Source organism: Pseudoalteromonas sp. GB43 (genome assembly GCF_054923805.1).
The window spans coordinates 1,615,567-1,635,356 of record NZ_JBPCHJ010000001.1 but is presented as its reverse complement, the minus strand read 5'-3'; the positions used below and the strand labels follow the sequence as shown (position 1 = coordinate 1,635,356).

Here is a 19,790-nt window from a genome sequence, read left to right as displayed (position 1 = left end):
ATGGGATGGTTTAGTAGTCCTAAAAACGTTGAGTCAAATAATGATTTAGTTGTTGCAGCACTGAACAAATCGCTGGCAGTTATTGAGTTCGAACCAAGTGGAAACATAATCACTGCGAATGCTAATTTTTTGAATGCCATGGGTTACCGACTTGAAGAAATTCAAGGGCAACATCACGCAATTTTTGTTGATGACCAAGAAACTCAAAGTCCTGAATACCAACAGTTCTGGCAGCGCTTGCGCACAGGTGAATTTATGTCAGATGAATTCAAGCGGTTTGCCAAAAATGGTAAAGAAATTTGGATTCAAGCTACCTATAACCCAATTATTGATAGTAATGGCAATGTCGTTAAAGTTATTAAGTTTGCCAGTGATATTACAGCGCAAAAAGAGCTAGAAAAAAAATCTAAGCGTGATGCAAATATGTCAAACGCGCTTCGGGTCTGCCAAGCCAATGTGATGATTGCTAATAATGACCTAGAAATTATTTTTGTTAACGACCAAGTACAAAAAATGCTTAAGTTTCGTGAAGAAGCTTTAAAAGAGGTGCTGCCAAACTTCTCGGTTGATAGCTTAGTTGGCACCTGTGTTGATGACTTTCATAAGCAACCATCTCATCAGCGTGAAGTACTAAGAACCTTGACCGAGCCTTTTAAAACAACGCTTAAAATTGCGGATTTAATATTTAGTTTAATAGCAACGCCGTGGCTCAGTGTATCTGGAAGTCGCCTAGGAACAATTGTTGAATGGCAAGATATCACTGATAGCGTGGCAAAAGCGGAAGCTGAAAAACGTGAAGCAGAAGAAAATCTTCGTGTTCGACGCGCGTTAGACCGTGTGGCAACCAATACCATGATTGCAGACGCCGGCAATAATATTATTTACATGAACGAAGCTGTTTTAAATATGATGAAAGCAGCTGAAAGTGATTTACGTAAAGACTTACCTAATTTCAACAGTAGTAACCTCATTGGTCAAAATATTGATGTGTTCCATAAAAACCCAGCACATCAGCGCAATATGCTGGCGAAGCTGAGTAGCACATATAGCACTGAAATATATGTTGGTGGTCGAACATTTGGATTAGTTGCAAACCCTATCTTTACGCCAGAAAACGAACGAATTGGTACGGTTGTAGAGTGGGAAGATAGAACAGCTGAAGTGGCGATTGAAAAAGAAATTGCAAACGTTTGTTGCTGCTGCCGGGAATGGTGATTTAGAAGCGCGTGTTGAAGAAGCGGGCAAACAAGGATTCTTCTTACGTCTAGCGCAGGGCTTGAATAGTCTAGTTAGTATCGTCGATGATGCAGTAAAAGACACTGGCAATATGCTTGATGCCATGGCAAATGGTGATTTATCAAAACGAATAGAACAAGAGTACCAAGGTTCATTCGATAAGTTAAAACGTGATGCAAATGCCACAGCTGATAAGCTTACTGAAGTGATTAATCGCATTAATACCTCTGCAACGCTCGTTGCCAGTGGTGCAGAAGAAATTTCGCAAGGTAATGCAGATTTAAGTCAACGGACTGAAGAGCAAGCTTCATCACTTGAAGAAACAGCATCAAGCATGGAAGAAATGACCAGTACGGTTCGTCAAAATGCTGATAATGCAAAAGAAGTGAATGAACTTGCGGAAGAAACGCGTACAAAAGCGCAAAAAGGTGGTGAAGTTGTCAATCGCGCCGTAACCAGCATGTCGGCAATTAATGAATCGAGTAAGAAAATTGCTGACATCATTAGTGTGATTGATGAAATAGCTTTCCAAACAAACCTACTTGCGTTGAATGCTGCAGTCGAAGCTGCACGAGCAGGTGAGCAAGGCCGAGGTTTCGCTGTTGTTGCTGGTGAGGTCCGTAACTTAGCACAGCGTTCAGCCGCCGCAGCAAAAGAAATCAAAGAATTAATCCGAGACAGTGTTGGCAAAGTTGAAGATGGTACATTACTTGTTAATGAATCAGGTTCAACATTGCAAGAAATAGTAACAGCAGTACAAAGAGTTACGGCAATGATCTCTGATATTGCCCAAGCATCAGAAGAGCAAAGCTCTGGCATTGAGCAAGTTAATAAAGCCATCGCTCAAATGGATGAAATGACTCAACAAAATGCAGCTTTAGTTGAAGAAGCATCAGCTGCGGGCGAATCAATGGCTGAACAAGCAAATGATATGCGCCGCTTGTTAAACTTCTTCTCGTTATCAAATAACGAAGTTGATATTTCAAACAGCGCTAGTTCAGCGCCAGCAGTTAAACAGCCTAGTTCGACAGTGCGCTCGGCACCAAAAGGCAACAATTTTGTTGATCCCAGTGACGAGTGGGAAGAGTTTTAAACTCTTCCCGACTTTATTCTAATAAGTTAATTGCACCGACTGTTACAGCTGCAGGGTCAAACACATGAAAGAGTTTTTATTAACGGATAATGATTTCAAGGCTATTTCTTCTCAGGTGTACGATGCGTGTGGCATTGTATTGGCGGAGCATAAACGTGAAATGGTTTACTCGCGTTTAGCAAGACGTATCCGCCATCACAAGCTAAAGAGTTTTAGGGAGTACTTAGGTTTTCTTGATGAGAATAAAGAGCAAGAGTTCAGTGAATTTATTAATGCTATAACCACTAATCTGACTTCTTTTTTTCGTGAGCCCCATCACTTTAATTACCTGAAAAATACTATAGTGCCAAAACTATTGGTTGGTAATGCAAAACAAAAGCGGGTAAGGGTCTGGTCAGCTGGTTGTTCCACTGGCGAAGAGCCTTATACGATTGCTATGACATTGCATGGTTTATTTCCACCCGATTGGGATGTGAAAATTTTAGCCACCGATTTAGACTCAAATGTACTCGCAAAAGCGCAGGCTGGCACCTATACCGCAGCAAATGTGAATGGACTAGACAAAAGCCATCTTAAGCGCTGGTTTTTGAAAAGCCACGATGGAGAACTTTATAAAGTAAAGCCCGAACTACAAAAGAACATTTTTTTTAAGCGTCTAAACTTATTACAGAGCTGGCCTATGAAAGGACCGTTTGATGTGATTTTTTGTCGTAATGTTGTTATCTATTTCGATAAGCCAACCAAAGACGAACTTTTTAAACGCTATCACGACTTACTGACTAACACTGGCTACTTATTTTTAGGGCATTCAGAGACATTAGGGAAGGATCATAAGGAATTTAAAAACTTAGGCCAGACTATTTACCAAAGGGGCGGATCATGAATAGCCACTTCCGGACCTGTTATATCTGGCTTTGAGCATGTGAAACGGTTTTGGGATAATCGTCGTGGGAAGGTAATTGCTAAGGTATTACCTGGCGAGTTTTATGTCTCTAAAACTGATGAATTGATCACGACAGTGCTTGGTTCATGTATTGCTGCATGTATTTATGATGAAGGCCTAGGAATTGGCGGCATGAATCACTTTATGTTGCCTGTAGAAAAAGGAGTCGATCCTAGTAATGCTCATAGTCTTAATTGTCGTTACGGTAACTGGGCAATGGAATATCTGATTAATGAAATCCTTAAAAACGGTGCTTCTAGGCGCAATCTCAAAGTAAAACTGTTTGGCGGAGGGAAAATAATCCGCTCAATGACTGATATTGGTGTTGGCAACATTCGTTTTGCAAATGCTTATATACTTGAGGAAGGTTTAGATTTAGTATCTCATGATGTCGGTGGGCCTTGGCCCCGAAAGGTGATGTTTGATCCTCAAACAGGTAAAGCCCAAGTAAAAAAAATGCGTGAACTGCATTCAGATAAGCTCGAAAAACGTGAAATCAAATACCTACACGATATCGAACAGCAAGATGCAGAAACGGATATTGAATTATTTTAGGAGAGCAAATGATCAAAGTACTCATAGTTGATGATTCTGCTTTGATCCGTGGTTTACTCAAGGAAGTACTCGAGCAAGCAGAAGACATTCAAGTTGTTGGCGCGGCAGAAGATCCTTATCAAGCCCGAGATTTAATTAAGCGCCTCAATCCTGATGTCTTAACGCTGGATATCGAAATGCCGAAAATGGATGGACTAAGCTTTTTAAAAAACTTGATGCGCCTTCGTCCTATGCCAGTTGTGATGATTTCAACACTGACTCAAAAAGGCTCACCCATTACACTGGAAGCCCTCGAAATTGGTGCTGTTGATTTTATTGCTAAACCAACTATCAATGTAACAGAAAACTTGCAGCGATATGCACATTTACTTCATCAAAAAGTATGCACAGCCGCAGGTGCAAGAATACGTGCATTTAAAGAAACAAAAATTGAAGACGATAGCGCCTTAACAGCACTGCAATTTAAGCCCAATAGTGTACTTGCAATTGGTGCTTCAACAGGTGGAACTGAAGCAATTAAAGAAGTGCTTGTGCGCATGCCAGAAAACTGTCCACCGATAGTGATTACACAGCATATCCCGCCGGTTTTTAGTACTTCGTTTGCGATGCGCATGGATAGAACCTGCAAAATTAGTGTTAAGGAGGCTGAACATGGCGATAAGTTACAGTCAGGTTGGGCGTACATTGCGCCAGGCGATCAGCATTTAAGTGTAGTGAAAAAAGCAGGCGGCCTATACTGCCAGCTTGATACTAATGAGTTGGTTAATCGCCATCGCCCAGCGGTTGATGTGCTATTTAACTCCTTGGTTGTGGCTTGCCCTAAAGCGGTTGTGGCTGCGTTATTGACCGGTATGGGCAGCGATGGCGCAAAAGGCATGCTCGCATTAAATCAAGCAGGAGCTTACACCATCGCGCAAGATGAATTATCGTCAGTGGTATGGGGCATGCCAAAAGCCGCAGTCGAACTCAATGCGGCTAATGAAGTGGTTCGCCTTGATAAAGTCACAGCGCAAATGCTAAAACAAGCAGTTAAGGTACAATAACCCAAGGTTGAGAGAACCAATAATAGCTGCCTTTATTCGCGATAGAAGGGGCCGTGCAGTTAAAGCGAGAACGGCCTTTTTTCAGTTTTTCAGGTGATGTGATCTTCACCGTATCTTTACTAAGCCAGGTTAAATCAGCTTGACCAATACCTGATACATAACAAGCAAACTGGCTTTTATGAAAGTCCTGCATATCAAATTGCATCGTTAAACTAGGTGGGTTTTCGTCTGTCACACTATCTGAGTAGGTGAGCTGTTTGATAGTGAATGCTTGAGAGTCGAGTTTAGTGGCAAGTGTTTCAAGCTTTGAATAAAAGCCCGATGCTGGAAAACGTGGTAATCGGGTAAAGTCAGAATGGATACCAACAGCACCCGAATGCTGACCTATACCAACAAAGCCTAGCGATTTTACTAGTTGTTGCAATGAATTATTAAACTCGCCATAAGGGTAAGCGAGGTATTTATAATCATGGCCAATTTCTTCTTTAATTCGCTGCTGGGCAGATAAAATGTCTTTTTTAGTACGTGCAAGCCATGCTTCTTCACTCTCGCCTGGTTGTTTGCGATGTAAGTAATTATGAATTTGCGTATGGTTGCTAATTAAGGCACCTTTTTTCGATAGCTCCTTTAACTGCTGCCAGGTCATTACATAGCTTTTGCCTTCATCAATTAGCTCGGGATTGACGAAAATAGTGTACGGATAGCCAAATTTTTCTAAGATGGGCGCTGCTTCTTCATAGTTATTTTTGTAGCCATCGTCGAAGGTAATCGCGACGGTTTTATCTGTTAGCGGTTGGCCTGTTTGTAATGAGGTAATGAGTTCATCTAATGGAATAACGTTAAAGTTATTATCTTTTAAATATTGCATATGTTCAGTGAATGTTTCGCTACTGACACTGGTGACCGCAGGAAGGCTTTCACTGACGTGGTGATACTGTAGAATGACTGCACCATGGGCGCGCAAAGATAAACCTAACAGGACTGCAAATACTACATGAAACATTTTCTTAAACGTCATAAGGCACACCATAAAAGTTTACTGTTATTAGCCGGTCCGATGATTTTATCAAATATTACCGTGCCAATGTTAGGTTTAGTTGATACTGCTGTAATCGGCCACTTAGGAAGCGCTCACTATTTGGCTGGTATAGCGCTCGGTTCAGCAGTTATCTCGTTATTATTTTGGCTAGCGGGCTTTTTGCGCATGAGTACCACAGGCTTGGTTGCACAGGCTTACGGTAAACACGATCACACCTTACTTGCCGAGCTATTAAAGCGCAGCTTGTTACTAGCGACAGCGGTTGCGCTGCTCTTAATTGCGCTGAGTATACCTATTCAATCCTTAATGGCATATTTATCAAATGCTAATGAAGCTGTTTTAGAACAAGCAAATAGCTATTTTTCTATTCGTATTTTTAGTGCGCCCGCTGCTTTATGTAATTTGGTTTTACTTGGTTGGATGCTAGGTGTCCATTATGGTCGCGGGCCTTTTTATTTATTACTAATCACCAATATTACCAATATCGTGCTTGATATTTATTTTGTGGTGTTTCTTGATTGGGGTGTGGCTGGAGCTGCGTGGGCGTCTTTAATTGCTGATTATATCGCCCTTGCTTTTGCACTTATGTTAGTTGCTCAGCTCGCCAAAAAGCAAGGTGTCAACCTTGCCGTGAAAGCCTGGTTAAGTGTTGCTAAGTTACTTGATTTGGTGAGCTTAAATCGCGATATTTTTATTCGCTCACTAGCACTCCAGCTGTGCTTTAGTTTTATGACTTTTTATGGCGCACGGATCGGCGAAACAACTTTAGCGGCTAATGCCGTATTGCTAAACTTTTTAATGTTGGTGAGCTTTGCGCTTGATGGTATTGCTTATGCAAGTGAGGCAAAGGTAGGTAAAGCGAAAGGTGAGCACAGCGCTAAGCAGATTAAGTTATGGGTTAATTTGAGCCTATTTTGGGGCGGGTTATTTGCGCTGTTTTATAGCTTTATATTTTTATTATTTGGTGAGGCAATTATTCGCTTACTTACCGATGTGCCCGAAGTTATCAGTCTTGCAACGGTTTACCTTCCTTGGGTGATTATATTGCCTATCGCGGCGATGGGCTGCTTCTTATTTGATGGCATATTTGTTGGTTTAACCCGTGCTAAAGATATGCGTAATACTATGCTATTTAGTGCTTTAGTGGGCTTTTTTGGACTGTTTTGGTTAGTGAGTAGCTGGCAAAATCATGGTTTATGGTTTGCGATGACCAGCTTTATGCTGATGCGCGGGTTAACGCTGTGGTTTCGCTACCGTAAAATTGTCAATAATCAGCAATTATTAGATTAAATTACTTCCACAAATCAGGGTCGTGATTTTTAGGTGAAGAGCGCTCTAAAACTTGCGCGAAGCGGTTGGCAAAAATACCTAAATAGCCCCAACCAGCAAAGAATAAAGCCACTGCGAGTATGACTAGGCCAATTAATTGAAATAGTGCGACCATAATAACCTATGGCAATAAAAATCACGGCTAGCACAAATAGTGCTAGGCCGCGAAGAAAGCGTTTTAAGCTTAATTTGGGATCGCTACCTAAGCGAAATACCCATTTTTTAAGCATGCTTTAGATACCGGTTAGTAGTAAGAGTGCTCACCAGATTGGTGATCAGTAATGTCTCTTACACCGTTGATTTCGTCAAACTTGGCGATCATTTCTTTCTCGATGCCTTCTTTAAGTGTGACGTCAATCATAGAACAACCGTTACAGCCACCGCCAAATTGCAGTACCGCGATACCGTCAGCTGTAATTTCTACTAGGCTTACTTGACCGCCGTGGTTTGCGAGCTGTGGATTAACTTCGGTTTCAAGCATGTGTTGAACACGCTCTTGTAGTGACGCATCATCGCTAAGTTTGCGTGCTTTTGCGTTTGGTGCTTTAAGCGTTAACTGAGTACCCATTTTGTCAGTTACAAAATCGATTTCAGCTTCTTCTAAGAAAGGGGCGCTTTCTGCATCAACAACGGCATCAAAACCATTGAATGGTAGACGAATATCAGTCGCTTCAACGGCGTCTTCTGGGCAGTAAGATACACCACACTCAGCCTGCGAAGTACCTGGGTTTACTACAAACACACGAATGTTTGTTTGTTCAGCTTGGTCTGCTAAAAGTTTAGCAAAATGAGATTGTGCAGATTCAGAAATAGAGATCATAAAACGGACTATACTTGACTAAATTACTCGGATACTGTGTATCATACTCCGCTCATCGTGTTGTCGCCAGTGTTGAGCGTAAAAAGTTGCATCTATTTTATCGAATGGTAGCGTTAAAACATCAAATAATTACGGGTGCTATCTATGCGTTTCATAATAACAATATTAACCATGCTAGTGAGCGTTAGCGCATTAGCAAAACCTCTTTCTTATTACTTTGAACAAGATGTGAAATTTGACCCAAGTATTCCTACTCCTGAACAGGTGTTAGGCTACGAAGTGGGTGAGTGGCATGTACGTCACGATCAGCTTGTGCAATATATGCAAATTCTTGCTGAAAAAAGTGACCGAATGAATTTTAAAGTAATCGGTCGTACTCATGAGCAGCGTCCATTGGTGATGCTAACAATTACAGCGTCCGACAAACTTGGCCAAGTTGAGCAAATTCGTAAGGCTCACTTAGCTCGCCTAAATGGTGAAGCAAGTGACTCAAGTAAGCAGCCAGCGGTTGTTTGGATGGGTTACAGTGTTCACGGTAATGAATCATCAGGTAGCAATGCGTCGTTACTGGTTGCGTATTACCTTGCAGCTGCACAGGGCCCAGAAATTGACGCCTTACTTAACAACACGGTTATTTTACTCGACCCATCATTAAACCCTGATGGCTTAGCGCGTTTTGCAAATTGGGCAAACAGCAACCGTGGCATGAAGTTATCATCAGATCCGCAAACTCGTGAGCATATCGAAAGTTGGCCTAGTAGCCGTACTAACCATTACTTGTTTGATTTAAACCGTGACTGGTTATTACTACAACATCCTGAATCACGTGCACGTATTGCACAGTTTCACCAATGGAAACCGAATATCCTAACTGACTTCCATGAGATGATCAAACAGCACTTATTTTTTCCAACCAGGGATCCCAACTCGTAAGCACCCAATCACGCCTGAAGAAAATGTCACGCTGACTAAAGCAATTGCAAACTATCATGCAAAGACACTTGATGAGCACAACGCACTTTACTTCACTGAAGAAAGCTTTGATGACTTTTACTATGGTAAAGGCTCAACTTACCCAGACGTCAATGGCGGTGTAGGCATCTTATTTGAACAAGCGAGCTCGCGTGGTCACTTACAAGAAACGATCAACGGTCCGTTAAGCTTCCCGTTTACAATTAAAAATCAGTTATTAACTAGCTTATCGACATTCCAAGCAGCGATTGATAACCGTACAGACTTACTTGATTATCAAGCAAAATTTTACAACAAAGCAGTTGATCTTGCTGGTGATGAAGACTTTAAAGGGTATGTAGTTAAAGGCGGCGCTGATCACAGCCGCATGCAATACTTCCTTGATTTACTTAGACAACATCAAATCAATGCGTACATGTTAGAAGAGCCGTTAAAAATAAACGGTCAAAGCTTTTCTGAGCAGAGCTATTATGTGCCATTAGCACAGCCACAATTTCGTTTAATTAAAGCAATTTTCAGTGAGCAGCAGCGTTTTGTTGATAATACGTTTTATGATGTATCTGGCTGGACACTTGCTCATGCCTTCAACCTAGAATTTGCAAAGGTAAGCAGCAACTGGGGTTTAAATGTGGCAAAAATGCCTTGGCAGCAAAGTGTTAAGTCAAGCTTTGCTGCATTACCGCAAAGCTATGCATACGCATTCAAATGGGATGACTACCTAGCGCCAAAAATGCTTAATAGCTTACTCGAGCAAGGCGTGAAAGCACGTGTGGCATTAAGCCCACTAACAGCAAAAACACCATCAGGTGAAATCGCTTTTGAGCCAGGTAGTATTCTTGTTCCTGCTGGTCTGCAAACTGATAGCAACTGGGTTAGTTATTTAAACCAAGCACAGAATGAGTTTGGCATTGAAATTACACCCATTAGTTCGGGCTTAACGGTGAAGGGGGCTGATTTAGGTTCTCGTGCAATGGCGGTTGTGAAAGCGCCTAAAGTATTGCTAGTGGGTGGTCAAGGAACTAGCCAGTATGAGCTGGGAGAAGTGTGGTACTACTTAGATCGTTTTGTTGGTACAGCGCCAAGCATTATCGAAATGGAACGTTTAGGTAACATCGACCTTGAAAACTACAGCCATATTATTTTAGCGCACGGAAATTTCAATCGTCTTGATGATGCGACTAAAGTGGCTATTAAGTCGTGGGTGCGTAAAGGCGGTGTTATTTGGGGTCACAAAGGCGGTGCTAAGTTCTTAGCTGATCAGCAGCTACTAAAAGCCAATTACTTATCTCGTCGTGATGTAGCGAGTGCCTTTGATACCACAGGGCTTAGCTATGCTGATAAAGATCACTTAGCAGACCGTCAGCGTATTGCCGGCGCAATTTTTAATACCTCTGTAGATTTATCTCACCCACTTACGTATTCGCTGAACCGTAATACATTACCTGTATTTAAGAATAGCACTTGGCTACTTGAGAAGTCAGATGCTCCATTTGTTAATGTGCTTACTTACACAGATAAACCGCTTTTAGCTGGCTTTACTGATGACGTAAACGTAGAGCAAGTCGCGGGTGCTGCTGGCCTCATTGCGCATTCATATGGCAAAGGCAGTGTGATAGGCATGACAGATAACCCAGTATTCCGTGGTTACTGGTACGGCACGAGTCGATTACTAAGCAATGCCTTATTTTTTGGTAATGCCTTTCATGCCTCTGGTGATAAATAATCACACTTAATCATAATGCAGGTTGCCTAACCCTGTTAGGCAAGTGAGCATAGCCCATATTTGCTTCGCCCCTGCATTTTTTATGGCTTCTGTCGCAGCATTTAAAGTTGCGCCAGAGGTCATCACATCATCAACAACTGCCACGGTTTTCCCTGTTAAATCTTGCTGACAAACAAATGCATTTTGTAGATTTTTAACTCTTTTCGCTTTACTTAACTGTGATTGTGCTTTGGTTGCTTTTTGCTTGTAAAGAGCTGAGCTAACAGTACATTGCTGGTTTTTTAAAACAGGCAGCCAAGTTTGGCTTACCTGATTAAAGCCGCGTGCTAAAAAGCGTTGATTATGCAGAGGCAGCACAATAAAAAGGTCTGGCCAATTTGCATTAACTTGACGAGCTAATTGCAGCTGTTTCCCTATCACTTGTTGTAGTGCCACACGAAAATATTGTTGGTCATTAAATTTCAATTGCTTGAGCCAAAGTTTAAAAGGTGCTTGATACCACGCACAGGCAATTAAATGGTCAAAATTACTATCAGGAAATGCATCACATATATCTGGTCGGTGTAACAGATTTGGATGGCGTGTAAGGTCAAATAAATTAAGGTCACCTAAACAATACTGACACAAAGCTTGATCAGCCTGTATGTGATTCTGGCAGCTAATGCAAAAGTTGGGGAATAGTGCGTCTAGCCCTAGTTTTAAGGCATGAGGTAAGTGAGACATTGCATTCATTCCTTTAAACGCTATTATGAGCGCTAAGTGTGGTTGGGAAATACAAATTATGCAAAATGAGATGGTGCTATTACATGGCTGGGGAATGAACCAAGGGGTTTGGCAAGTGATCAAACCTGAGCTTGAGTTTTTTCATGATGGTGAAGTCCGTTGTCTCGATTTACCTGGCTTTGGTAACGCACAGTCTATTCCCATACCTTACACTTTGCACGCTGCGGCTGAGCAACTAAGTACACAGCTAAATGATCAGTCTATTCTTGTTGGCTGGTCGTTGGGCGGGCTTTTTGCCTTGTATATTGCAGCACATTGGCCTGACAAAGTAGCAAAGGTTGTGTTGGTTGCCTCAACGCCTTTTTTTGCGCAAACCGACGAATGACCGGGTATCAAACCTGACGTATTAAATGCATTTAAAGATCAGCTAGTTAGTCACAGAGAAAAAACGATAGAACGGTTTTTGGCGATACAAGCGATGGGCAGTGAATCAGCTCGGGATGATATTAAGCAACTTAAAGCACTTTTAAACCAATACCCTGCGCCTCAAGAGCAAGCTTTAAGTGCGGGCTTAGACATTTTACAGCAGGATGATTTACGGGAACTATTCGTTAACCTTAGCGTACCTGTGCGTGGTATTTTCGGTCGCTTAGATTCATTAGTACCGTATCGTGCGATTGAAAAAATGCATGCCATACAACCCCAGTTTGAATACGAGGTTTTAGATAAAGCTTCACATGCGCCTTTTATTTCTCATAAAGCAGCATTTATATCAGCACTGAAATCAATGTGTTAAGCAAAACTCGCTGAGAGGCCAGAAAAATAGCGGGATTTAGCTTTATTTTGCTCGTTTTATGAGCGATACTTACCGGGTAAATCTCACTGTTGGAGGGTGTTATGCCAATCAGTTCTGTTTTTAATAATGCGGTAGAAGGTTATAACCGTGCAAGCCAAGGTATCGAAAAGGCAAGCGCTGAGATTAGCCGTGCCTCAATTGATCAGCAAGATGATGCCCAATTAGCTCAACAACGCCAATTACAAGCGGCGACTCCAAATGAAGCTGTAACTCCGCCAGTTTCACAACCTGCCCCAATTGATGAGTCGCTTGTTAACTTAAAAGTTGAAGAGTTTAATGCAAAAGCCAATATCAACACGATTCAGACTGCTGATGAAGTGCTCGGCACATTAATAGATATTAAAGTTTAAAACTTATGAATATCGTCACTCCGTTTCCTTCGATTAATATCAACACGGCGAACGTGCACACCGAAAGTGCTCGCCGTGATAATCAGTTACGTGAAGTGATCCCGCCACCTGCCGCTACCAAGCCGAGTAACGCAGAAAATAAAACCCTGAATGATGGCGACAAAACCAAGCAGCCGGGTTCTGAGGCGGGTACGTATGATGCAAAAGGGCGTCTGGCTGAAGACAAGGTGATTGAAGAACGTCAGCAAGGTGGTGAGCAAGAAGAGCCTGAACAATCAGAGCAAGAACAACAAGAAGCTAAACAAGAGCAGCAAAAAGAGCAAAAGGTTGCCCAGCAAGAGCAGCAAGATGCTGAGCAAATTAAAGAGCTAAAAGCCCGCGATACCGAAGTACGTATTCATGAGCAAGCTCATGCATCAGTGGGGGGGCAATATGCGGGCTCACCAAGCTATGAATATCAACGCGGTCCTGATGGTACGAACTATGCTGTGGGCGGCGAGGTGCAAATTGATGTTGCTGTAATTGAAGGCGACCCAAAAGCCACAATTGAAAAAATGCAGACGGTGCGTGCTGCAGCACTTGCACCACAAGAGCCTTCGAGTGCTGATCGTTCAATTGCCGCAGATGCCACGCAAAAGCTGATGGCAGCGCAAGCTGAGCTCGCCAGTCAATCAGCCGATGGCGATGTTGATTCAGGTAAATCGACCTTCAAAATAAACAGTGAGTATGGTGAAGATAGCGCTACTCAAACTAGCGAAACCAAAACAGCAAAGCGTGACGTTGAAGTAGATGAGCGCGCTGCACGTATTGCTAATTTTTATCAAGCAGCGACCTCGCCAACTAATCAAAATCAGTTATCTGCTTTTATTTAAGTTTCTAAAATAAAAAACCGCGTAAGTTTACACTTACGCGGTTTTTTTCGACTTATGCCTACAGCCTATTATTTTTTCACTTTTGCATTGGCAAATGCATCAGCAAAGGCATTACCCATGGCAACATTGCCAAATTCGCGTTTTTGTTTAGGTGCACTTTTCGCTTTCGCAGCTGGCTTAGGTTTGCTAGCTGATGCGGCTTTATTGCTGGTATCAACATCATCGTCTAAACGCATGGTAAAGCTAATACGTTTACGGGCAGCATCTACTTCAACTACTTTTACTTTTACAATATCGCCCGCTTTAACCACTTCACGTGGATCAGAGATAAACTTGTTCGTAATAGCAGAAATATGCACTAAACCGTCTTGGTGTACACCCACATCAACAAAGGCACCAAAGTTAGCAACGTTAGACACGACACCTTCTAAAATCATACCCGGTTTTAGGTCATTAATGGTTTCAACACCGGCTTTAAATTCAGCTGTTTTAAACTCAGGGCGCGGGTCGCGTACCGGTTTATCAAGTTCTTTGATAATGTCGGTAACCGTTGGTAAACCAAACTTTTCGTCTGTGTAGTCGTTCGCAACGAGCTTGTTTAGGATGTTAGAGTTACCAATTAGGCTGTTAACATCTAAGCTGTTCTTCTCGCAGATACGCTTAACAACTGGGTAGGCTTCAGGGTGAACTGACGAGTTATCAAGAGGATCTGAGCCTGTGCTGATACGTAAGAAACCGGCAGCTTGTTCAAAGGCTTTAGGCCCTAAACGTTCAACTTTTTTAAGTTCAGAGCGTTTGCTAAATGAGCCATTCGCATCACGGTAGCTAACAATGTTTTGTGCTAACGTTTTGTTTAAGCCAGATACGCGAGTAAGTAGTGGCACCGACGCCATATTTAAGTCTACACCCACTGAGTTTACACAGTCTTCAACCACTGATGTTAGTGTTTGACCAAGTTGGCTTTGCGATACATCGTGCTGATATTGACCTACACCGATTGATTTAGGCTCAATTTTTACCAGCTCAGCAAGTGGGTCTTGTAAGCGGCGCGCGATAGACACAGCACCACGTAGTGAAACATCAAGGTTAGGGAATTCATTGGCGGCAAACTCAGACGCTGAATAAACAGAAGCGCCCGCTTCACTGACCATAATTTTATTGAGTTTAAGTTCGCTGTTGGCTTTAATCAGTTCAGCTACTAACTTGTCAGATTCACGTGAAGCCGTACCATTACCAATAGCGATTAGCTCAACTTTATGTTGGCGGCATAATTGCTCAAGAGTACGAAGTGATTTATCCCAATGATTTTGTGGTGCGTGCGGGAAAATTGTTTGTGTTGTTAACAGCTTGCCAGTGCTATCGACAACGGCAATTTTACAACCAGTACGCAGGCCAGGATCGAGACCTAACGTAGTACGTGGACCTGCAGGAGCGGCCATTAATAAATCTTTTAAGTTTTTAGCAAAAACGTCGATTGCGCCGGTTTCTGCTTTTTCGCGCATTGCACCTAAAAATTCATTCTCAAGGTGAAGGCTTAACTTAATTTTCCATGCCCATTGCACTACGCCCATTAACCAACTACTTGCAGCAGAATTGCTAATATCTAAGCGATAATGATCGGCAATCATTTGTGCACACACTTGCGCCGGATTTTCTGCGCCAGGCTCTGGGTTGATACTAAGTTGTAAGACGCCTTCATTACGCGCACGCAGCATAGCAAGTGCACGGTGTGATGGTACTTTTTTAAGTGGTTCTTGATGCTCAAAGTAGTCGCGGTACTTTACGCCTTCATTTTCTTGGTCCAGCGATTACAGTACTTTCAATCTGACCATGTTGTGTGATATGACTACGGAATTTAGCGAGCAATTTGGCGTCTTCAGCAAAGCGTTCCATTAAGATAAATTTAGCGCCATCTAACACCGCTTTATTATCTGCAAAGCCTGCATCGGCATTAATGTAGTCACTTGCTTGTTGTTCAGGGTCGAGGCTAGGGTTGTTAAATAGCGCATCGGCAAGCGGCTCAATACCCGCTTCAATGGCAATTTGTCCTTTTGTACGGCGCTTAGGTTTGAAAGGCAGATATAAATCTTCAAGCTCAGTTTTACTGTCAGCGTTATTAATATCAGCACTTAGCTCAGCAGTTAACTTGCCTTGCTCTTCGATAGTATTAAGGATAAAGCTGCGGCGCTCTTCTAATTCACGTAAATACGATAAACGTTGCTCAAGTAAACGTAATTGCGTGTCATCTAAGCCACCAGTTACTTCTTTACGATAACGGGCGATAAAAGGAACTGTGGCACCTTCATCAAGTAATTTGATTGCAGCAACAACTTGTGGTTGCTGGGCACTTAGCTCAGTTGCTAAGCGTGCAGAGATATTGCTCATGCATAACCCTTTTTAAAAATAGAAAATCAGTAAAACTGAAGATTAATTGCCTGAATAATATCACAATAAGAAGGCCTTAAAAGCACTGCTTTTAAGGCCTGCAAAAATAGTCTTACACAACGCGGGTTTTAACGCTTAGTGCGGGTGATCAACCTGCTGTAATACTTCGCTGAAGCCATTAGCAATTGGGTTGATATTAACAGGAATATGTAATTTTTTAGCAATTTCACGGGCTGAAATCAAACCACAAATTTCATGTTCAGCGCTGGTTACTAAAAGGAACATCATACCTTGGTGTTCCATAGTTTGCAGTGCATCGCCAATGCATGCATAGCTAATACTTTGTAAGCTTACACCAGCTAAGCTGCTAAGTGGTGTCATTACATGCTGCAAAGTAACTTCATTGCGATGTAAATTGAGGCGCTGAGCAAGAATCATGATTTTAGAGCTTTGTAAGTCAGCACTTGAAGTAATACCAATAAGCTTTTCGTCATTATCTACGACTAAAATAAAGTCAGAACAACGACTGCTGGTTTGTTTAAGTGCATCGACAATACTCAAATCATGATGTGCTCGCACAGGGTCTTTGCTTGTAAAGCTATTTAATACTTTTAGCGCTGGAGAAGTTAAGTCGAGGGTTGGTTCAACTTCGTTTACAGTATTAGATAAAGCACCATTAGAAATGTCTTGAAGACGTAATTCTTTGAATTTATTCATTTTGATCACCATACATTTTAATAAAACAGAAATAGAAAATTTGAGTTAATTAAAAAGCAGGTGGTCCTCGCTGGTGCGCGCTATAAACAGACACCTTATTACAAGGGGGAACATACGAAACAACAGGCGCATCTTGCAGTGGTTGGGCTACATTAGTGATGAACGCAGGAGTATGTTTATCGAGGTCGGTATCTAAGTTAGCAGGGTCTGCACTATCACACGCAATAAAGTGAGCGGTTGGCGTAACACTGTCTGAATGGCTCTCTATATCACTGGCATAAGATATCAAACTCACACTAATTAATAGTGCGAATACAATGGCATTATTCATTATGCGTTGTATTGCGTTTGACATACTTACTACCTTCTAAAACTCAAGTAATGATTTATCTTGAGTAACTTTAGTTATAGATCACATTTTTAGACTAAACAATCACTAATTAACGCTTTCTGAATTTTCAGGGAAAATTAGTTTGCATCCGGATAAGTTATCTCATTGATATACCATTCTTTTGCGCCTTCAGGCGTGATCACCGAAAAATCATCATCTACCTGTTTGCCAAGGAGCGCTCGAGCCATAGGTGCATCAATCGAAATGTAATCTTTGCGCTCGTAAATTTCGTCGGGATCACAATGCGAAAACGCTTTGTATCGCCTTGTTCATTCTCAATTTCGACCCAAGCACCAAAAAACACTTTACCTGCTTGTTGCGGGTTGTAGTCAACAATTTTAAGATCTGGCATGCGTTTACGAAGATAGCGCACACGGCGATCTATCTGTCGTAAAACACGCTTATTAAACTGATAATCTGCGTTTTCAGAACGGTCGCCCAAGCTTGCTGCCCAAGTCACAATTTTGGTAATTTCAGGGCGCTTTTCATGCCATAAGTAGTCATGTTCTTGTTGTAATTGCTGATACCCTTCTCGGGTTATTAAATTTGTCTTTGCCATTTTATTCAGCCTAAAAAGAAAACCAGCCGCAAAGTATACCCTTTGTCGAGTCGGATTTTGAAATGTTCAGTAACAATCTAAGCGCGTAATTCGTTTTTTATTCTTAACTTTTTCATTTATATTAATAAGTAACATATTACAAAAAGAATGAAAGTTATGGGACACGAAACGACAAAAGTATTGGTTGTTGATGACGATATGCGCTTACGAAGTTTGCTAGAGCGTTACCTTGTAGAACAAGGCTTTATTGTTCGCTCAGCAGCAAATTCAGAGCAGATGGATCGCTTATTAGAGCGCGAAAACTTCCATTTGATAGTATTAGATTTAATGTTGCCAGGTGAAGATGGGTTATCAATTTGCCGTCGTTTACGTCAAAAAGAAAATGACATTCCAATTGTAATGCTTACAGCCAAAGGCGATGAAGTTGACCGTATAATCGGTTTAGAGCTTGGTGCTGATGATTACATTCCAAAACCATTCAACCCACGTGAACTGTTAGCGCGTATTAAAGCAATTTTACGTCGTCGTGCGAAAGAAGTGCCGGGTGCGCCTGCTGCCGAAGAAAACGAAATTAGCTTTGGTGACTTCACACTAAACCTTGCGACCCGCGAAATGAGCCATGGTGATAAAACAATGTCGTTAACCAGTGGTGAGTTTGCGGTATTAAAAGCGTTAGTGACTCATCCTCGTGAACCGCTTAGTCGCGATAAACTGATGAACTTAGCGCGCGGCCGAGATTACAGTGCGCTTGAGCGCAGTATCGATGTGCAGGTTTCACGCTTACGCCGGATGATCGAAGTGGATGCCGCGAATCCACGTTATATACAAACAGTATGGGGCTTAGGCTACGTATTTGTGCCAGACGGTGAAAAATAACAGTAATGGGCATGTTTCCACGTAGTGCGTTTGGACAAACGGTATTTTTGGTTGCAGCCCTGCTGTTAATCAATCAAATTGTCTCTTATATTACGGTCAGTTTTTATGTTGTTAAACCAACTATAGAACAAGTAAACCTGATCCTATCTAAACAGGTGAAAACCGTGTTTATTGAATGGGAAGAAGGGGTTGAGGTTAGCAAGGAAGCTTCTGATAAGTTTTTTGAGATCACCGGCATCGAGGTCATGACCCAGCGCCAAGCAATGAGTCAGGGTTTGGCTGAAACTCGTGAGTACTCAATGCTATCGCGAAGCATGTCGAAAGAGCTCAATGGTTCTGCTCGGGTACGTATTAGCCAAACCGACCCACTTGTTTATTGGGTTGAAGCTCCACAAGCACCGGGTTATTGGGTGCGCGTGCCGCTCACCGGCTTTGCAAGAAAACAACCTAAAATTCTTAACCTTTTATTTATCGAGTATTGGCTTTTTAAGTGTACTCGGTGGGTGGTTGTTTGCCCGCCATCTAAATAGACCTTTAAAGGCACTGCAACAAGCCGCTGTTAAAGTAGGGGTGGGTGACTTTTCTACCAAGCTAGAAGAGCAAGGCTCTACAGAAGTCATTGAAGTAACCCGTGCGTTTAACCAAATGTCGCGTGGTATTGCTGCCCTTGAGAATGACCGTCGGTTATTAATGGCAGGTGTTTCTCATGACTTGCGTACGCCGCTTACACGTATTCGCCTTGCCACCGAAATGATGTCGGACGATGAAGATTACCTGCGTGAAGGGATCATTCATGATATTGAAGACATGAATGCCATTATCGACCAATTCATTGAATATTTACGCCACCACAAACGTGAAGAACTTGAGCTAGAAGATTTAAACGCGATTGTTTCAGAAGTTGTCGAAGCTGAACAAAAACATCACCGCACTATTACCTTTAAAGAGAATCCGAGCTTAAGTGAAGTGCCAGTGAGTATGGTGGCAATAAAGCGTGTTGTTACTAATATGATTGAAAACGCAATTCGCTATTCAGATGGTGATATAGAGGTTGAAACCCGCGTGAGCAGTAATAAAAAGTTTGCCATAGTTGTGGTTAACGATCACGGTCCGGGGATCCCAGAAAGCGAACTTGAAACTGTATTTGAACCGTTTAAACAAGGTGATGCCGCTCGCGGTAGCGAAGGCAGTGGCTTAGGCCTTGCGATTATTAAACGTATTGTCGATATGCACGGCGGCCGAGTACAATTACTTAATCGCCCAGAAGGTGGTCTCAGTGCGCAAATCTATTTGCCGTTTTAAAAGTAT

At 42.1% G+C, this 19,790-nt stretch carries 12 protein-coding genes and 7 pseudogenes; 11 read left to right on the top strand and 8 right to left on the bottom strand.

The window, feature by feature from the left end; translation table 11 throughout:
* The 4 genes and pseudogenes from ACRWSG_RS07830 to ACRWSG_RS07815 all read left to right on the top strand — a co-directional run bounded on the left by ACRWSG_RS07830 (position 1) and on the right by ACRWSG_RS07815 (position 4,870).
* Positions 1–2,329 (top strand): annotated as a pseudogene (locus ACRWSG_RS07830) (methyl-accepting chemotaxis protein).
* 64 nt (positions 2,330–2,393) lie between these two features.
* Entirely contained in the window at positions 2,394–3,212 is an 819-nt protein-coding gene (locus tag ACRWSG_RS07825; protein ID WP_054554442.1) for a CheR family methyltransferase, read from the top strand.
* Positions 3,213–3,827: a chemoreceptor glutamine deamidase CheD gene (cheD, locus tag ACRWSG_RS07820; protein WP_462166915.1), complete on the top strand. Its 615-nt coding sequence runs from the start codon at positions 3,213–3,215 to the stop codon at positions 3,825–3,827.
* Positions 3,828–3,835: 8 nt separating this feature from the next.
* The gene (locus ACRWSG_RS07815) at positions 3,836–4,870 is read left to right on the top strand and encodes a protein-glutamate methylesterase/protein-glutamine glutaminase (protein WP_462166008.1); all 1,035 of its coding nucleotides are present in this window, start codon (positions 3,836–3,838) and stop codon (positions 4,868–4,870) included.
* On the opposite strand, the gene ACRWSG_RS07810 is transcribed toward ACRWSG_RS07815, so the two are convergent.
* Complete coding sequence (locus ACRWSG_RS07810; RefSeq protein WP_462166007.1) at positions 4,857–5,888, bottom strand: polysaccharide deacetylase family protein; 1,032 nt, start codon at positions 5,886–5,888, stop codon at positions 4,857–4,859. The genes ACRWSG_RS07815 and ACRWSG_RS07810 overlap by 14 nt on opposite strands.
* Between ACRWSG_RS07810 and dinF the strand changes: the two genes are divergently transcribed.
* Positions 5,865–7,199 carry an MATE family efflux transporter DinF gene (dinF, locus tag ACRWSG_RS07805; protein WP_462166006.1) on the top strand — a complete coding sequence of 445 codons (1,335 nt, stop codon included), beginning with the start codon at positions 5,865–5,867 and terminating at the stop codon, positions 7,197–7,199. The genes ACRWSG_RS07810 and dinF overlap by 24 nt on opposite strands.
* Position 7,200: 1 nt before the next feature.
* Here dinF and ACRWSG_RS07800 read toward each other — a convergent pair.
* Positions 7,201–7,468 (bottom strand): annotated as a pseudogene (locus ACRWSG_RS07800) (hypothetical protein).
* A gap of 14 nt (positions 7,469–7,482) precedes the next feature.
* Positions 7,483–8,058, bottom strand: coding sequence for a Fe-S biogenesis protein NfuA (gene nfuA, locus ACRWSG_RS07795; RefSeq protein ID WP_054554437.1), 576 nt, complete (start codon positions 8,056–8,058; stop codon positions 7,483–7,485).
* 144 nt (positions 8,059–8,202) lie between these two features.
* On the opposite strand from nfuA, the pseudogene ACRWSG_RS07790 reads away from it, so the two are divergent.
* Positions 8,203–10,753: pseudogene (locus ACRWSG_RS07790) on the top strand (M14 family metallopeptidase).
* A 6-nt stretch (positions 10,754–10,759) separates the two neighbouring features.
* On the opposite strand, the gene ACRWSG_RS07785 reads toward ACRWSG_RS07790, so the two are convergent.
* Positions 10,760–11,476, bottom strand: coding sequence for a ComF family protein (locus ACRWSG_RS07785; RefSeq protein WP_462166004.1), 717 nt, complete (start codon positions 11,474–11,476; stop codon positions 10,760–10,762).
* Positions 11,477–11,534: 58 nt separating this feature from the next.
* Here ACRWSG_RS07785 and bioH point away from each other — a divergent pair.
* The 3 genes and pseudogenes from bioH to ACRWSG_RS07770 all read left to right on the top strand — a co-directional run bounded on the left by bioH (position 11,535) and on the right by ACRWSG_RS07770 (position 13,554).
* Positions 11,535–12,272: pseudogene (gene bioH / locus ACRWSG_RS07780) on the top strand (pimeloyl-ACP methyl ester esterase BioH).
* A 101-nt stretch (positions 12,273–12,373) separates the two neighbouring features.
* Positions 12,374–12,682, top strand: a complete 309-nt coding sequence (locus ACRWSG_RS07775; RefSeq protein ID WP_054554434.1) for a hypothetical protein — start codon at positions 12,374–12,376, stop codon at positions 12,680–12,682.
* A 5-nt stretch (positions 12,683–12,687) separates the two neighbouring features.
* Complete coding sequence (locus ACRWSG_RS07770; RefSeq protein ID WP_462166003.1) at positions 12,688–13,554, top strand: putative metalloprotease CJM1_0395 family protein; 867 nt, start codon at positions 12,688–12,690, stop codon at positions 13,552–13,554.
* 68 nt (positions 13,555–13,622) lie between these two features.
* Here the strand turns inward: ACRWSG_RS07770 and ACRWSG_RS07765 are convergent.
* The 4 genes and pseudogenes from ACRWSG_RS07765 to greB form a co-directional block, all read right to left on the bottom strand.
* A pseudogene (locus ACRWSG_RS07765) lies at positions 13,623–15,939 on the bottom strand (Tex family protein).
* 135 nt (positions 15,940–16,074) lie between these two features.
* A complete protein-coding gene (locus tag ACRWSG_RS07760; protein WP_054554431.1) occupies positions 16,075–16,656 on the bottom strand; it encodes a CBS domain-containing protein in 582 nt (193 codons plus the stop codon).
* Between the two features lie 49 nt (positions 16,657–16,705).
* Entirely contained in the window at positions 16,706–17,011 is a 306-nt protein-coding gene (locus ACRWSG_RS07755; protein WP_194442662.1) for a hypothetical protein, read from the bottom strand.
* 113 nt (positions 17,012–17,124) lie between these two features.
* Positions 17,125–17,606, bottom strand: a pseudogene (greB, locus tag ACRWSG_RS07750) (transcription elongation factor GreB).
* A 156-nt stretch (positions 17,607–17,762) separates the two neighbouring features.
* Here greB and ompR point away from each other — a divergent pair.
* Both ompR and envZ read left to right on the top strand, forming a co-directional pair.
* Complete coding sequence (gene ompR, locus ACRWSG_RS07745; RefSeq protein WP_054554428.1) at positions 17,763–18,482, top strand: osmolarity response regulator transcription factor OmpR; 720 nt, start codon at positions 17,763–17,765, stop codon at positions 18,480–18,482.
* 5 nt (positions 18,483–18,487) lie between these two features.
* A pseudogene (gene envZ, locus ACRWSG_RS07740) lies at positions 18,488–19,784 on the top strand (two-component system sensor histidine kinase EnvZ).
* Positions 19,785–19,790: the final 6 nt, after the last annotated feature.

What these genes read in the sequence shown, in the direction of transcription:
- ACRWSG_RS07775 (WP_054554434.1), top strand. Translation starts at nt 12,374, where the DNA reads ATGCCAATCAGTTCTGTTTTTAATAATGCGGTAGAAGGTTATAACCGT.
- ACRWSG_RS07810 (WP_462166007.1), bottom strand. Translation starts at nt 5,888, where the DNA reads ATGACGTTTAAGAAAATGTTTCATGTAGTATTTGCAGTCCTGTTAGGT.
- ACRWSG_RS07755 (WP_194442662.1), bottom strand. Translation starts at nt 17,011, where the DNA reads ATGTCAAACGCAATACAACGCATAATGAATAATGCCATTGTATTCGCA.
- ACRWSG_RS07815 (WP_462166008.1), top strand. Translation starts at nt 3,836, where the DNA reads ATGATCAAAGTACTCATAGTTGATGATTCTGCTTTGATCCGTGGTTTA.
- ACRWSG_RS07825 (WP_054554442.1), top strand. Translation starts at nt 2,394, where the DNA reads ATGAAAGAGTTTTTATTAACGGATAATGATTTCAAGGCTATTTCTTCT.
- ompR (WP_054554428.1), top strand. Translation starts at nt 17,763, where the DNA reads ATGGGACACGAAACGACAAAAGTATTGGTTGTTGATGACGATATGCGC.
- ACRWSG_RS07760 (WP_054554431.1), bottom strand. Translation starts at nt 16,656, where the DNA reads ATGAATAAATTCAAAGAATTACGTCTTCAAGACATTTCTAATGGTGCT.
- nfuA (WP_054554437.1), bottom strand. Translation starts at nt 8,058, where the DNA reads ATGATCTCTATTTCTGAATCTGCACAATCTCATTTTGCTAAACTTTTA.
- ACRWSG_RS07770 (WP_462166003.1), top strand. Translation starts at nt 12,688, where the DNA reads ATGAATATCGTCACTCCGTTTCCTTCGATTAATATCAACACGGCGAAC.
- ACRWSG_RS07785 (WP_462166004.1), bottom strand. Translation starts at nt 11,476, where the DNA reads ATGTCTCACTTACCTCATGCCTTAAAACTAGGGCTAGACGCACTATTC.
- dinF (WP_462166006.1), top strand. Translation starts at nt 5,865, where the DNA reads ATGAAACATTTTCTTAAACGTCATAAGGCACACCATAAAAGTTTACTG.